This window comes from Paenibacillus sp. tmac-D7 (genome assembly GCF_006519665.1).
GTDB classification, from domain to species: Bacteria; Bacillota; Bacilli; order Paenibacillales; family NBRC-103111; genus Paenibacillus_G; species Paenibacillus_G validus.
In genome coordinates this window covers 92,637-106,780 of record NZ_VIDW01000009.1, presented here as the reverse complement: position 1 = coordinate 106,780, position 14,144 = coordinate 92,637, and the positions used below count along the sequence as shown (strand labels likewise).

14 protein-coding genes are annotated in these 14,144 nt (G+C 51.4%); 5 read left to right on the top strand and 9 right to left on the bottom strand.

The window, feature by feature from the left end; all coding sequences use genetic code 11:
- Positions 1–7 precede the first annotated feature (7 nt).
- Complete coding sequence (locus tag FKP33_RS09025; protein ID WP_141334623.1) at positions 8–1,912, bottom strand: molybdopterin biosynthesis protein; 1,905 nt, start codon at positions 1,910–1,912, stop codon at positions 8–10.
- Positions 1,913–1,965: 53 nt separating this feature from the next.
- Positions 1,966–3,207: a molybdopterin molybdotransferase MoeA gene (locus FKP33_RS09020; protein WP_141334621.1), complete on the bottom strand. Its 1,242-nt coding sequence runs from the start codon at positions 3,205–3,207 to the stop codon at positions 1,966–1,968.
- A 92-nt stretch (positions 3,208–3,299) separates the two neighbouring features.
- On the opposite strand from FKP33_RS09020, the gene FKP33_RS09015 reads away from it, so the two are divergent.
- Together FKP33_RS09015 and FKP33_RS09010 are read left to right on the top strand one after the other, a co-directional pair.
- Positions 3,300–3,575, top strand: a complete 276-nt coding sequence (locus FKP33_RS09015; protein ID WP_127606458.1) for a ubiquitin-like small modifier protein 1 — start codon at positions 3,300–3,302, stop codon at positions 3,573–3,575.
- 7 nt (positions 3,576–3,582) lie between these two features.
- Positions 3,583–3,855 carry a MoaD-like domain-containing protein gene (locus tag FKP33_RS09010; RefSeq protein WP_054795412.1) on the top strand — a complete coding sequence of 91 codons (273 nt, stop codon included), beginning with the start codon at positions 3,583–3,585 and terminating at the stop codon, positions 3,853–3,855.
- 46 nt (positions 3,856–3,901) lie between these two features.
- On the opposite strand, the gene FKP33_RS09005 is transcribed toward FKP33_RS09010, so the two are convergent.
- Entirely contained in the window at positions 3,902–5,710 is a 1,809-nt protein-coding gene (locus tag FKP33_RS09005; RefSeq protein ID WP_141334619.1) for an aldehyde ferredoxin oxidoreductase family protein, read from the bottom strand.
- Positions 5,711–5,913: 203 nt separating this feature from the next.
- Here FKP33_RS09005 and FKP33_RS09000 point away from each other — a divergent pair, with 203 nt between their 5' ends.
- From FKP33_RS09000 to FKP33_RS08990, 3 genes are read left to right on the top strand one after another with little or no spacing between them, the layout of a single operon-like run.
- A complete protein-coding gene (locus tag FKP33_RS09000; RefSeq protein ID WP_141334617.1) occupies positions 5,914–6,762 on the top strand; it encodes an ABC transporter substrate-binding protein in 849 nt (282 codons plus the stop codon).
- A gap of 20 nt (positions 6,763–6,782) precedes the next feature.
- Positions 6,783–7,451, top strand: a complete 669-nt coding sequence (locus tag FKP33_RS08995; RefSeq protein ID WP_141334663.1) for an ABC transporter permease — start codon at positions 6,783–6,785, stop codon at positions 7,449–7,451.
- Positions 7,451–8,191, top strand: coding sequence for an ATP-binding cassette domain-containing protein (locus FKP33_RS08990; protein ID WP_141334616.1), 741 nt, complete (start codon positions 7,451–7,453; stop codon positions 8,189–8,191). The genes FKP33_RS08995 and FKP33_RS08990 overlap by 1 nt, the downstream gene beginning before the upstream one ends.
- 157 nt (positions 8,192–8,348) lie before the next feature.
- Here the strand turns inward: FKP33_RS08990 and larA are convergent, their stop codons facing one another.
- The 6 genes from larA to FKP33_RS08960 all read right to left on the bottom strand — a co-directional run bounded on the left by larA (position 8,349) and on the right by FKP33_RS08960 (position 14,136).
- Positions 8,349–9,632, bottom strand: a complete 1,284-nt coding sequence (gene larA, locus FKP33_RS08985; RefSeq protein ID WP_141334614.1) for a nickel-dependent lactate racemase — start codon at positions 9,630–9,632, stop codon at positions 8,349–8,351.
- Positions 9,633–9,716: 84 nt separating this feature from the next.
- On the bottom strand, positions 9,717–10,505 hold the full coding sequence (locus FKP33_RS08980; RefSeq protein ID WP_141334612.1) for a fumarylacetoacetate hydrolase family protein: 789 nt from the start codon (positions 10,503–10,505) through the stop codon (positions 9,717–9,719).
- Between the two features lie 56 nt (positions 10,506–10,561).
- Positions 10,562–12,163 (bottom strand): malate synthase A, encoded by a 1,602-nt coding sequence (aceB, locus tag FKP33_RS08975; RefSeq protein ID WP_141334610.1) that lies wholly within the window; start codon positions 12,161–12,163, stop codon positions 10,562–10,564.
- A 98-nt stretch (positions 12,164–12,261) separates the two neighbouring features.
- Positions 12,262–12,687 (bottom strand): GlcG/HbpS family heme-binding protein, encoded by a 426-nt coding sequence (locus tag FKP33_RS08970; protein ID WP_141334608.1) that lies wholly within the window; start codon positions 12,685–12,687, stop codon positions 12,262–12,264.
- Positions 12,688–12,758: 71 nt separating this feature from the next.
- A complete protein-coding gene (locus FKP33_RS08965) occupies positions 12,759–13,655 on the bottom strand; it encodes an FAD synthetase family protein (protein ID WP_181410093.1) in 897 nt (298 codons plus the stop codon).
- A gap of 157 nt (positions 13,656–13,812) precedes the next feature.
- Complete coding sequence (locus FKP33_RS08960; protein ID WP_054798920.1) at positions 13,813–14,136, bottom strand: NifU family protein; 324 nt, start codon at positions 14,134–14,136, stop codon at positions 13,813–13,815.
- Positions 14,137–14,144 lie beyond the last annotated feature (8 nt).

Sequence of the window (14,144 nt, the reverse complement as noted above, 5' to 3'; positions counted from 1 at the left end):
ATCGAAGTTAGTTCTCAAAAACAATCTGTCCGGACTCCCTGCAGCTGTACCCGCCCAAGGCTTCCATCTCCGTCTTGAACGATTCGGATTGAATGACATGCACCAGCATTTGCCCTTCCGGACTGTCGTAAAAGCGCTTGGTCATCAAGAGGTCGTACCGCTCTTCGGCTACCGGGATAAAATCAAGACCCATCGCCTGGGCCGCCGAATAAATGCCGAGACCGACATCCGCCGCTCCTCCCGCCACAGCCGCCGCTATGCTGAGGTGATTGATCGCTTCGCGATCGTATCCGTATACCGCTTCCCGGCTGAGACCTTCTTTTTTTAACAAATAATCAAATAACAGCCTCGTCCCAGCCCCCCGCTGACGATTGATGTAAGTGACGTGAGGCTTTACAAGATCTTCCATACATCTTATTCCTAAAGGATTCCCTTTAGGAAGGATCCAGCCTTGTTCGCGATAGACTAATTGAATCAATACGACGTCATGCCCTTTTAAGTGCTTTTCAATATAAGGAACGTTGTAGGTTCCCGATTCCTCGTCGAACAGATGGATACCGGCCGCATGGGCCTCTCCTTTCTGGATGGCGAGAATGCCGCTCATACTTCCAACATGAGAGGATACCAGGAAACGATCCGGATGTTCTTTGCGCAGCAGCGTATGCAGGACGTCGACGGACAGGTCATGGCTACCGGTTATAACCGTCGTACGATCGATCTGCTCTTTGGGCCGATAAAGCTCGAGCTCTACCACTTCGCCTTGCTCATAGCCCATATGCCCCGCAGGAATTCGAAGCATTCCGTCCGCGCGCACCATAGACATGGTGACTCCGGCCGCGCGGGTCAAAGGATTCGCCACATACGCGCCATGAATATAACCGATCGTCATCCGAACGAAATCGTCCGCCCCAACGTCGGAGACGACTCGTCTGCCGAGCTTGACGGGCAATGCGGCTCGCTTAGGCTCGATAAGACCATAATAATGGTAAACCAACGGCCGTGCAAACCATTCCAGCGAAAGATAGGCCGACACGGGGTATCCGGGGATTCCAATAACCGGCGTCCCCTCCACCACGCCCGTAATGGAAGGCTTGCCCGGCCTGGTCGCCACTCCATGAGTAAAGACTTGACCTAATTCGCCGATAACGTGAACCGTATAATCTTCCGTTCCCGCGGAAGAGCCTGCATTCAGAATGACAATATCGGCGATCCGAGCCGCTTCAAGCACTTTTTGTTTAATGACAGCGTACTCATCCTTCACGATACCGAAGTAAATCGGCTCCGCTCCCCATTCTTTCAGATACGAAGCAAAGACGGTGCCGTTAAACTCGATGATCTCCCCGTTATGTACGGTCTCGGACGGCTCGATGAGCTCGGTGCCTGTCGGAATGATCGCAACCTTCGGTCTGCGCAGGACAGGCACCTCTAAGTTGCCACCGGCCAGCAGCGCCCCCAGGTCGACCGCGCGCAGCGCATGGTGAGCCGGGACGATCATTTCACCCACGACGACGTCTTCTCCAATAGGACGAATATGCTGCCAAGGGGCTACCGGTTCAAGAATCTCAATCGTATGCTCATCCACTTGATGGATATGCTCGATCATGATGACGGCATCGAACCCGGAAGGAATCGGATCGCCTGTATCGACGATTGCATAATCAACGCCTTGTTGAAGACGGACCGGATTCTTCTCATCCGCCCCATGCGTCTTTACCGCCAGGACGGCGACTCCATCCATTGCCGAGGCATGATAATTCGGCATCGACACCTTGGCATAAACAGGCTCCGCCGTGACTCTGCCAAGGGCGTCGGTTGTCCGGACCCGCTCGATCTTCCGGTCAAACGTGATCTTCTCCACAAATTCACGCTGGGCGTCCTGCAGCGGAGTGTCTTCCAAATAAATTTTACGCATTGCTTACTCCTCCCGACACCATCTGCTTCCATGTCATCCCTATGTATTTGTCCTTAATAGGAGCTCCCGAACAGCATGACCTTCACCTGTTCCCCTTCGGCAACGCCTTCTTTGTTCGCTGCGATTTCCACAATGCCGTCGCTTTCGACCATCGTTGTAACGAGTCCTGACTTGCCGAACACGGGCACGGCCCACAGCTCGTCCCCGCGCTCTTCGAGACGAACCCGGATATAGTCGCTTCGCCCCGCGGCCGAAGGAACATTACGGGAAATGCGCGCCCGGCTTCGTTTATCCGGGACCTCGTTTGATTCGCCCTGAAGCCGTCTTAGAATCGACACCACCAATAAATCGAACATGATCAGAGCCGATACAGGGTGTCCCGGCAACCCTACGACCGGTTTGCCCTGTGACTTCCCGATAATCGTCGGTTTGCCCGGCTTCGTGGCGACCCCGTGTACAAGCACCCCCGGTTCGCCTAGCGCCTCGAGCACTTGAACGGTGAAATCTCGCGTCCCGACCGAACTGCCGCCTGACAGAAGAAGAAGATCCACCTGTTCGAACAGGGCTTTAGCACGCGTTAGCAACTCCTCATACTCATCCCGCACGATGCCGCCATACACCGCTTTCGCTCCCAGTTGGGCAAGCCGGGCGCCGATCATGATGCTGTTAATATCGCGAATCTCTCCCGGGGAAAGCTCCGCTTTGTCCGGAGGCACAATCTCATCTCCAGTGGACAGAATACCCACGACCGGGATGGGGTACACCGCTATTTCCGTTACGCCAATCGCGGCCAATACGCCTACATCCTGCGGGCGGAGCCTGCTCCCCCGGGCCAGCACACGATCCCCGACCCGTACGTCATCCCCGGCGCGGATCACATTCTCTCCGGGAGCGACCTGCCGATATACATTAAGCAGGTCGCCCACCTCTTCCACGTGCTCAATCATCACGACGCTATCGGCGCCCTCCGGCAGCATCCCGCCTGTAGGCATGTATTGGGCCTGTCCCTCAACAAGCGGCAGCTCCGCCCTCTTGCCCATATGGATGTTACCCGTAATGTCAAGGAAAGCGGGCAAGGACTCGGAGGCGCCGTAGGTTGTTTTCGCCTGAACCGCATAACCGTCTACCGTAGATCTTGCGAACGGCGGAACCTGTTCCCGGGAAAACACATCCTCCGCAAGTATGCGGCCCACCGCCTCCAGGATCGAAATTCGAACGGGCTCATGAATAGGAGCGAATTGCTCTTCGATCACGGCCATCGTTTCGTCCACGGTTTTTACATTAAAAAATTTCATGCGCCCTCCCGATTCTGAAAATAGTAACAAATCTACACAAATATGGTTGAAATCCATTATAATCAAGAGGTACGAAGAAGGGGGCAGAACCTATGAAGGTCAAGCTATTTGCCAATTTCCGTGATATTTGCCTGGACAAAGTCGTCGAAGTGCCTTCCCCTGACGGGAGCTCTGTCGCTCAAGTGCTTGAAGATTTAATCAAGCTTTATCCCGCCATGGAAAAGGAAGTATTCGACGGCGACCGGAAGCTTATGCCCTTCGTTCATGTGTTTATTAACGGAAAAAATATCATTCACGAAGATGGATTGAACACGCTCGTTAGCGGGGAGGACCAGTTCGCTCTATTCCCTCCGGTAGCAGGAGGATAATTCGAAGATGGCGGAACAAACGCTGGAATTCCGTGGTATTCGCTGCGAGCATCTGATGAATTATTTCAAGGAATTGGAGGCGGAACAGCAAACCTTTGCATTTCCTTATGTCTTTCATGGTCCCGGTTGGCGCGCGGACATCCTGAGGGAAGATCAGGTCCGGATTACATCCCGATTTGTTGTCAATGCGGTTTTTGTCCGTTTTGAAGCTTCATCCGAACAGGAGCTCCAGGATGTGATTGCCGCCTATCGCCGTAAAACATTTCGGGCAGGAGGGTAGAAAAAGGTGGAATCTGGATTCCACCTTTTTCCCGTTTGTGCTTTAGTTAAATAATCTCCAGCTCTTTCAGCTTTTCTTCCGGAACGACGCCGTTCACCCAGCCGCGAACCTGATAATATTCATCAAGCATAATATCCATACGGCTTACCGATCCCGCGCTGTTCCCTGTCGCGGGTTCTTCCGTGAAGCGTTTGGGCAGGTAATCGTCCTCGCGCTTATTAAACCCGGCCAGGTTGTTATAGTAACGTTCCAGATTATAGATTCTCTCCCCGATTCTCATCACATCGTCAGCGGTAACCTCCACGCCCGTCATCGTCGAGTACTGCTGCGCATAGTTGTCGGCATTCTCGGAGAAGGAAGAGAATTTACAGACGTTCATCGAATCGGAGAACGAGAGAAGATCCTGGAATACTTTAAGCAGGGCTCCTTTGCCTTCGGCCTTCAGACGGTCCGTAGGCTCGGGAATTCCCGCAATCTCGCTGGCTACGGTATAGCCGCGCAGGTGACAGGCTCCGCGATTGCTTGTCGCATAGCCCAATCCGATCCCTTGAATACCGCGAGGGTCATAAGCGGGAATCGATTGTCCCTTCACCGCCATAGCCAAATTCGGATCCCCGAACTGCGCGGCCGCACGGGTAGGCCCTTCCGCTAAGATATCCCCGATGCCTTGGCGGAAAACCATCTGTTCGATCAATTCAATCATCCGATCGGCGTCGCCCCAGTTGAGATTCTCGGAGATGAGCCCTCTCTCAGCCGCCTCCATCGTAACGGACAGGACATTCCCCAGTTCAATCGTGTCCATCCCATATTCGTTACACATGTTGATCATGAAGGAGATCGCGGCTCCATCGCTTAATCCGCAGTTCGCCCCCAGCGCCCAGCCCGATTCATATTCGAAGCTTTCCACGCGGGTCTTGTACTTGCCTTCCTTAACTTCGACTTCCTTCTTACAGGCGACCGGACAGGCGTGGCACGTATTATCGGCAACCAGCAGCGTAGCGTTGACCGTCTCCCCGCTATGCCCTTCCGCGCCGTCCCAGTTCGTATATTTGGAGTTCATGGTCGGCAAAGCCCCGACTTCATTAATGAGACTGGTGAGCACGTTCGTGCCGTATACGGATAATCCGCCCTTCTTCGGAGCGGTAAGCCCGCCTTCCATAATAGCCTTAAGACCGTTCTGATTCGCTTTCTTATAGGCTTCGTCCCGGGAAGGAACGGGCATGTTTCCTTTTTGCTCAGCCTTGATGACAATCGCCTTCAGATTTTTGTAGCCTGCGACGGCCCCTGTTCCTCCGCGTCCGGCCGCACGGTCGTTCTCGTTCATAAAGCCGGCGTAGCGCACGAGATTTTCTCCGGCCTGTCCGATCGTCATGACGCTAAGATTGTCTTTCCCATAACGGTCTTTCATCGTCTGTATGGTGGCTCGCGTTCCTTGTCCCCACACATCGCCGGCATCGCGAAGCTCGGCCTGCCCGTTCTCGATGTACAGGTAAACGGGCTTGTCGCTCTTGCCTTTGAAGATGATATTGTCTATGCCCGCCCATTTCAGCCTGGCCGCCGTCCATCCTCCCATATGGGAATCGGTTACGGTGCCGGTGAGCGGAGATTTCGTAACCACGCATAAGCGCCCGCTCATCACGGTTCTCGAACCGGACACCGGCCCCGTCATAATACAGAGCATATTGTCATCCGAAAACGCTTCCAAATCAGGGCCGTTATCTAATAAATACTTCACCCCAAGACCACGGCCGCCGATAAATTTCCTGGCCAAATCCTCGTTAATCTCTCTGTAAGCAATGGTTCGGGACGTTAGATCGACAACGACTTCTCGATTTTTAAATCCGCCTAACTTCATTCAACTCGCCTCCCAAAAGGTTGTGAAACAAGTAAAAAGTTGACATTCTATTCATATTATTTCGACACATCCCAATAAATTCCTGCTTTTTCACGAGCGCCCCGCCCGTTTTAAAAAAGATTGCTATGTCAGGAACTTCGTAATACATTAATAATTGAAACTATTTCTATCTTTTGGAAACGATCTGCTAGGGAGGATGAGCCATGAGGCCGAACGGAAGGATTCAAGTGATCTCTTATCTTGTAGGTTTCCTGCTAGTGTTTGGCGTAATCGCAGGCTGTAGCAGTCCGGCGCAGGGTACCGTTGCAAGCGCCGGAGACACAAAATCGATTGTACTGGCAACAACGACCAGTACGCAAGACTCGGGTTTACTGGATGTTATTCTTCCAGTCTTTGAGAAGCAATCCGGGATTCAGGTCAAGGTCGTAGCCGTAGGTACCGGACAAGCGATCCAACTGGGGAAAGACGGGAATGCCGACGTTCTTCTCGTTCATGCCAGGAAAGACGAGGACGATTTTGTCGCTTCCGGTTACGGTGTGAACGCTTATGATGTGATGTTTAACCAGTTTCTGCTTGTCGGACCCAAGGAAGATCCTGCCGGGGTGAAGGGGATGACGTCTGCAGCGGACGCTGTTAAGGCCATCGCTGCGGCAAAGGCCGCTTTCATCTCGCGCGGGGATGATTCGGGGACCCATAAGAAGGAGCTGTCCATTTGGAAAACCGCAGGGCTCAAGCCCGAAGGCCCGTGGTATTTTTCAGCCGGCCAGGGAATGGGGGCCACGCTCCAAATGGCGGATGAAAAGAACGCCTATACCCTTACGGACGAAGCGACGTACTTATCCAACAAAGGAAGTCTTGTCGTATTGAAGGAGGGCGATCCTACCCTGCTCAATCCATATGGGGTCATTCAAGTGAAATCCAGCGGTAAAGCGGAGTATGGGGAAACGTTCATTCAGTTCCTCGTCGGCCCGGATGGCCAAAAGCTTATCGGAGAGTTCGGCAAGGCCGACTACGGGAAAGGCCTGTTCGTCCCGAATGCCAAAAAAAGATAAAGGTTTAAAAGGGCGTGTCTATGATTTTTAGCTTGCAGGTCATGGAGATTATTGGGTTATCCATACAAGTTTCCACGATAGCCGTTCTATTCGGTATGCTTGTCGGCATCCCCTGCGGCGCTTTTCTAGGCCTGTATTCCTTTCCGGGAAAGCGCTTTATTGTTATTCTGCTCTTTACTTTGATGGGACTGCCTCCCGTTCTCATCGGCGTTATCGTTTATATGGCGCTGTCCAAATATGGTTTGCTCGGTTTTTTCCAGCTGTTGTTCACCCCCGAAGCTATGATTATCGCGCAGACCATCCTCGTGACCCCGATTATTACGGGACTGACGATGTCTGCGGTTCAGGCACGGGAAAGAACGTATTGGGAAACGGCCAAAAGTCTCGGCGCCACTCCCTTGCAGCTTGTATGGACGATTCTTAAGGAAGCCAGAGGCGGAATTTGGTCCGGCATTTCCACTGCATACGGGCGTGCGATATCGGAAGTCGGCGCGGTGATGCTCGTCGGCGGAAATATCGAGCATGAGACTCGCGTCATGACAACCGCTATTATTCTGGAGACCCGCAAAGGCAATTTCGATATCGCCCTGCAAATCGGTGCTGTACTGCTGCTCATCAGCTTTATTTTTAACAGCTTTCTCGTGGCGGGGGCCTTGCAAAACCTGAACGACGGGAGGAGAAAAACCTGATGAAACCGCTAGAAATTCACAATCTAACTGTTGCCTCCGGGGAGCGCATCCTTTTGTCCATCCCCGCTGCATCTTTCGATGAAGGCGTCATGTATGGAATTGTAGGACCTAGCGGTGCCGGGAAGAGCACCTTTCTACGGGTGTTGAACCTCTTGGAAAAGCCTCGTTCAGGGAGCTTATCGATCTGGGGGCATAAGGTGAATGCAGCGGAGCTATCCCACTCGAAGGGTGTTCATTTACAAAGACAGATGGCGTTTGTCGCGCAGAAGCCCGTGATGTTCCAAACTACGGTTTTTGACAATGTGGCGTTGGGGCTCAGCTATAGAGGAGTTCCCCGAAGCAGGCGGGCACAGCTGGTGAGGAAAGCGCTCGACCTGGTCGGTCTTGAGGCAGCCGCGGGCCGTAAAGCGACCTCTCTCTCGGGGGGAGAAGCCCAAAGAATTGCTCTGGCGCGGGCGCTCGTCCTGGAACCGAAGCTCCTCCTGCTGGATGAACCGACCTCGAATCTGGACCCGGCGAATGTAGCTATCATCGAACAGATCATTACTCGAATCCGCAAAGAAAGAGCTATGACGGTCCTGATGGTTACCCACCATTTGCAGCAAGCCCGGCGATTATCCGATCAATGTCTGTTCCTCCATCAAGGACAGATCATCGAACAGAACGTTACTGAAGCTTTTTTCGAATCGCCTCGGCATGAAACCCTGCAAGATTTCATTAGCGGAAAAATGGTCTACTGACGATCAACGGATGACGAACGGGCACCATACCCCGGCCGCTCATGAAGCAGGGATAAGCATCCATGCATGCTTATCCCTGCTTCATCCCGTTTCATCGCTCATTTACCTTCAACCGGATACTGGACTAACCGGGCCGCGTTATTTAAATGATAAATTTTCATATCGCAGCTCCTTCCCTACTCTCCTCCACATACGGAATGGTTAGCGGACCAAGCGGCAGCACGGCCACCGTCATCTCCTCGCCATATTTGGCCTTCAATTGCTCCAACGTATTTTCAATGTCCCGGGTCGGCTTGAACATGGCCATCCGGACGTCTTCATCGCCCAAGGTCGAATAGACGTAAACATCCGCCCAAACTTGAATAACCGCCTGTTTTTGTACCTGCCACTGATCGAACATTTTAAAGGGACGGTCATTAATCATGTCCAGTATTTCTTGTGGAGTTTTTCTCATTCGCAAAATTTCCGCATAGTTACCGTGATTAGGCAGACCGTCCGAACATTCGGCGGCGCAAATAATCGTACCTCCTTCTTTCACGATTTTGTGGGCCGCGCTCATCCCCTTGACCGCTTGGTACAAATTTTGATCGAGCGGATAACCCGAATTGGAAGTAATCACAACATCAAACCGGCGATCGCACCTGATCATGGCATGCTCTTTCGTAAATGCGCAGCCTGCATCATGAGCTTCAAACAGTTCTCCGGCAAACACTTGCGTTATTTCTTTCCGACTGTTCAAGGTCACATTCAACATGAAGTCCGGCTTGCACATACGATTTATTTCTCTCGTCATGTCCTGCAAGGGATTGTTGAGCATATTCCCCCAGGTGGACAAAGGGTCTCCGATCATCCTGGCATTGTGGAAGGTCAGAATCGTTTCAATCCCCGCAATTCCGGGGACGATGCCTTTAGGCCCCCCTGAAAACCCGGCAAAAAAGTGAGGCTCTATAAAACCTGTGACGATACGGAAATCAGCTTCTACATAAGCTTTGTTCAAATAAGCATCGCACCCGAATTCGCTGTGTCCGACCTTCACCAGCTCGTCTTGATGATGGCAGTGATGGTTAATAACTCGGATATGATCCACGACCCATTCACCCAACATCTGAACGAACTCTTCCCTTGTCTGATCCCGATGCGTGCCTGTTCCGTTGATAATGACATAGTTATTCAGCGGAACATGCGGAAGTTCTTCAATGATCCATGGAATCAGCTTATCGTTCGGAGTCGGTCTGGTAATATCGCTAATGACAATCGCTATTTGATCCGTAGCTTTGACGAGTTCTCTTAACGGCGGTAAGCCGATAGGCTGCCTTAACGCATTCATGACGGCTTGCTTCTCGTCCTTTAAGCCTTCGAGATGGTGCGGTTCAATGATGACCGAATGATCAGGCACGTTAATGTGTAAGCTTTCTTTTCCGTATAAAATCGTCGTTTTCAAGAAAAACCCCCCCGATGCCTTTATCCATTATCACGAACGATGAAAGAGGCGCCCGCCCATTCATAAGGCGGGTCGCCAATCAGATTACAAAGTTGTCGCGCCGGTGCGGGTGATCTTCACCACTTTATTGGTTAAAGCTCCGATTCCTTCAACCGTACACTCAATCGTATCCCCGTCCTTGATAAAATCAGCTCCGGCCGGCGTTCCCGACAGGATGACATCTCCAGGCTGCAGGGTCATGACTCTGCTGAGATAAGAAATCATATGATTGATTCCGACAATCATCAGGTTGCTTCTGCTGTCCTGCAGCACTTTACCGTTAACATGCGTTTGCAGCAGCAAAGATCGGGTGTCCAGTTTCGTTTCAATCCAAGGTCCGAGCGGGGTGAAGGTATCGAACGATTTGCCTACCATCCAATGACCGTCCGGATGGAAATATTCCGGCGAAGCGACATCGTTTGCAACGGTATATCCAAAAATATAACGCTCCACATCATCTTCGGGGATATTCTTGCCTTCCTTCCCTAGGATGACGGCAATTTCCGTTTCGAATTTGACCTGCTCCAGCGTGGACGGAATGATGATTTCCTCTCCCGGACCAATGACGGTGCTGACCGGTTTAAAGAAAAAAACAGGTATGCTGGGCAACGTCTGCGGTCTCTCATGCTCGAATTCCACATAATTTTTGCCGATCCCGATAATATGTCTGGGCTGAAGAGGAGCGACAAGCTGAACGCTTTCCAAAGCATAGCTGTTCCCCGTATAATTCCATGTCTCGAATACATTTCCCACGATTTCTTGGACCGTTCCGTCCACCACTACCCCGGACCGAACGGTTGGATCTCCCGCTGCGGTAAATCGCGCAAATTTCACTGGTTTACACCTTCTTTATTTAGGATGAGGAGCTGTTCGATCAACGATTATCCCGACTAAGCAAGCAGCCGATAACCGGGCAGCGTCAGGAATTCTTCAAAATCAGGAGCGAGGGTCATCTGGCTGAACAGCTCTCTGGCCTGTTCATATTTCCCTTGCGTATATTGTTTTTCACCGACCGCACTTCGAATTTTGGCCAATTCCTCAACGACCATTTGCTCGAACAATTGTTCCGTGATCGGGCCTCCGTCTTGCAAAACCCCTCTGGGATGACGAATCCACTGCCACACTTGAGCCCTCGATATTTCTGCAGTAGCCGCGTCTTCCATCAGATTATGAATCGGAACGGCTCCAGATCCGCGCAGCCAGGCTTCTATATATTGAATGCCTACGCTGATATTGGTTCTAAGCCCCGATTCCGTGATCGGTCCTTGCGGGACCTCCAGCAAATCGGCGGCCGTCACTTCGACGTGCTCCAGCTGCTTGCCCACCTGATTCGGCGCCGGCATGATCCGATCGAACACCTCCATAGCAACCGGCACAAGACCCGGATGCGCCACCCATGTGCCGTCGTGGCCGTCGGTAGCTTCCCGCTCCTTATCGGCCCGCACTTTGTCCATAGCCGCCTGGTTGGCTTCAGGATCGTTCTTGATCGGAATTTGCGCAGCCATCCCGCCAATGCAGTGCGCATTCCGTTTATGGCAAGTTTTGATCGCAAGCAGCGAATAAGCGCGCATGAATGGAGACGTCATCGTCACAAGACTGCGATCCGGCAGGATGACGTCCGGTCTGTTGCGCAATTTTTTGATATAGCTGAAGATGTAGTCCCATCTGCCGCAGTTGAGACCCGCAATATGATCGCGCAATTCAAACAGGATTTCGTCCATTTCGAAAGCGGCCAGAATCGTTTCGATCAGCACCGTTACTTTGATCGTTTGTTGAGGAATCCCGAGCCTTTCTTGAGCGAAGACGAACACTTCGTTCCACAGCCTTGCCTCTTCATGCGATTCCAGCTTCGGCAAGTAAAAATAGGGGCCGCTGTTTTTGCCAAGCAGCGTTCGGACGTTGTGAAAGAAGTACAGGCCAAAATCGAACAAACTGGCCGAAACGGGCTCCCCGTCGACGAGAACGTGTTTCTCCTCCATATGCCAGCCGCGCGGACGCGGAATCAAAACAGCCACTTTATCATTCAACCGATAAGACTTTCCTTCCGGGCTTTCATAACTGATCGTATGATTCACGGCATCCCGCATGTTGACTTGCCCCAGCATCGTGTTCTCCCACGTAGGCGAGTTGGCGTCTTCAAAATCGGCCATGAACAATTTCGCACCGGAATTCAGCGCGTTGATCACCATCTTCCGGTCGCCGGCCGGCCCCGTTATTTCAACTCTTCGATCCTGCAAGTCAGCCGGTACCGGGGCAATCGTCCACTTTCCGCCGCGGATATCCGCGGTAGATGGAAGAAAATCCGGCAAATGCCCTTCATCGATTTTTTTCTGCCGCTCGGACCGTTTGGCCAGAAGCTCTTTTCGCGTATTTCCAAACTTCCGCTGCAGCGACACGACAAACTCCAGCGCTTCGGGAGTCAGTATTTCCATAATTTCGGTTGTTTGCTTCCCTTGAATGACTACATGATCCAATTGATAGTTCTCTTTCATGTCGAATCGTCCCTTCGTTATTTGATTTATCCCTGATCGATTGCTATTTCCGAGGCGTAGGATTCCATGCATTTGGGGTATCCCGTACCGCCGTCAGGTCATGATCGTCCGGCCAAAGCGTCCAGAGCCGCCTGCGCACAAATGATATCTTGTTCCGAGGTTCCTCCTGAAACGCCGATACCGCCGATTAAGTGCGAATCGTGATAAATGGGCAAGCCGCCTCCAAGAATAATCATGTTGTCGATATGCGCTATGCCTTGCAGCTCAGGCTTATCTTTGATTTTGGAGTACCACTCGGAAGTCGGAATTCCGAAGCCAACTGCCGTGTAGGCCTTGTTATGAGCAATTTTCTGACCAATCAAAGAAGCTTTGTCCATACGAAGAAACCCTTTCGGGTTCCCTCCGTCGTCCATGACCATAATATTGACGGCTATGCCTAATTCATTCGCTTTATGCACACAAGTTTCTATCATTGTCATCGTCATCTCTTGCGTCAAAACCGGTTTTTGTCCAACAATTGCCACTGCAATTTCCCCTTTGCTATGATCTTGAATCAGGACTTGCCGTAATTTGCGGTTTTCCCCAGGTCATCTCTTCACCAATTCGATGTCGGGGAGAGATGAATCAGGCCGCTTGTTTCCGCATGGTTCCAGGTCATTTCATAAATCCCGTTTATTTTCGTGATGAACTTTACCGTTATTTCGCTTCCGTAGGCTGGTGGAAACATGAATTTGTCAGGCAGCTTCACTAAACATTTCGGAGCAGGCGAGTCTGCGTCTATTAAACAAGCAGCATTCACTTCGTATTCATCCTGATGCCAAGCGATCTGATAAAGTCCGGAATGAGGGAACATATAATTTTCCGAGGTCTTCACTTTAAAACTAAAAAATTTGGACTGGCTTGGCGATACGCTCCCATGAATCGTATAGTAATCGCCTAAATAGTCCGGCACACGATCGACTTTACCCGATTGTATAAGCTGCCTGATTAGCGTGGAGCCAATTTTCTGACCATGACGCTCAAGCTTCTCAATCGTAACGATGTTTACTTGCCCCATGGTATGCTCCCGGAGGGAAACCATATTGCCGCGTCCATATTTTCCATATGTAAAATCAAATCCCGCAACGATATGTTTGGGGTTTAGCGGAAGAATAAAGTCGGAAACAAACTGAGCCGGAGCAAGCGATGAGAATTCTTTATCAAAACGAATGACGTACAGGGCGTCAACCTTCATTTGTTCGAATATTTTTATTTTTAATGACAACGGCGTCATGCAAGGTCTCTGGATTTCCCGGGGGTCAAGCACTTCTTTGGGATGCGGGAAAAAGGTCATGACGGCCAGCTGCATGTTTTCCTGGATAGCCAATTTTTTAGCGCTGTTTATAATATGCTGATGAGCCAGATGAACCCCGTCAAAAAATCCCAAGACCAGCACACAAGGCTGCTTGGCCTGATCGCCATTCGGGTTTACGGGTGAGTCATAACAAATCACGGCCATTCTCCCTTCAAAGAGATATATAGACAAAATAACGCCGGATCGCATCACTTATCGGAAAAATGGTTGAGACAGGCCGGGCCCGAAGTTGAGAGCAGGTCGCAGATCACCCATGCCGCCTGCTCCTGCTCAGCTTCGATTTCATCCGCAGCTGCTAAGAGCCTATTCTTGAGGAACTCCCTTGCGTAAATGTGCTCATTCGCTTACGAAACGCCGGTGAGAGATGGACCTGATGAGTTTTAATGCTGTTTACACCCTTAATTTCGGTCAATGCAGGCTCGACAATAGCCAAGTATGTAAAACCAATGGCCGGACATGCACTGCAGGCCCCTATGAATTCGATCGACACTTCACCATCTTCGTCGATGTCATGGATGATGAGATCGCCAGCATGTCCCCGCAGACGCGCTCTGACATCTTTAATCGAATCATTGATTTCCTTAATCGACGGAACGTGGGTAGACATAGTCTCGTTCATAGGCTTTG

Excerpts from the sequence above, each read along its gene's own strand:
- FKP33_RS09025 (WP_141334623.1), bottom strand. The coding sequence starts at position 1,912 with ATGCGTAAAATTTATTTGGAAGACACTCCGCTGCAGGACGCCCAGCGT.
- FKP33_RS09020 (WP_141334621.1), bottom strand. The coding sequence starts at position 3,207 with ATGAAATTTTTTAATGTAAAAACCGTGGACGAAACGATGGCCGTGATC.
- FKP33_RS09015 (WP_127606458.1), top strand. The coding sequence starts at position 3,300 with ATGAAGGTCAAGCTATTTGCCAATTTCCGTGATATTTGCCTGGACAAA.
- FKP33_RS09010 (WP_054795412.1), top strand. The coding sequence starts at position 3,583 with ATGGCGGAACAAACGCTGGAATTCCGTGGTATTCGCTGCGAGCATCTG.
- FKP33_RS09005 (WP_141334619.1), bottom strand. The coding sequence starts at position 5,710 with ATGAAGTTAGGCGGATTTAAAAATCGAGAAGTCGTTGTCGATCTAACG.
- FKP33_RS09000 (WP_141334617.1), top strand. The coding sequence starts at position 5,914 with ATGAGGCCGAACGGAAGGATTCAAGTGATCTCTTATCTTGTAGGTTTC.
- FKP33_RS08995 (WP_141334663.1), top strand. The coding sequence starts at position 6,783 with ATGATTTTTAGCTTGCAGGTCATGGAGATTATTGGGTTATCCATACAA.
- FKP33_RS08990 (WP_141334616.1), top strand. The coding sequence starts at position 7,451 with ATGAAACCGCTAGAAATTCACAATCTAACTGTTGCCTCCGGGGAGCGC.
- aceB (WP_141334610.1), bottom strand. The coding sequence starts at position 12,163 with ATGAAAGAGAACTATCAATTGGATCATGTAGTCATTCAAGGGAAGCAA.
- FKP33_RS08960 (WP_054798920.1), bottom strand. The coding sequence starts at position 14,136 with ATGAACGAGACTATGTCTACCCACGTTCCGTCGATTAAGGAAATCAAT.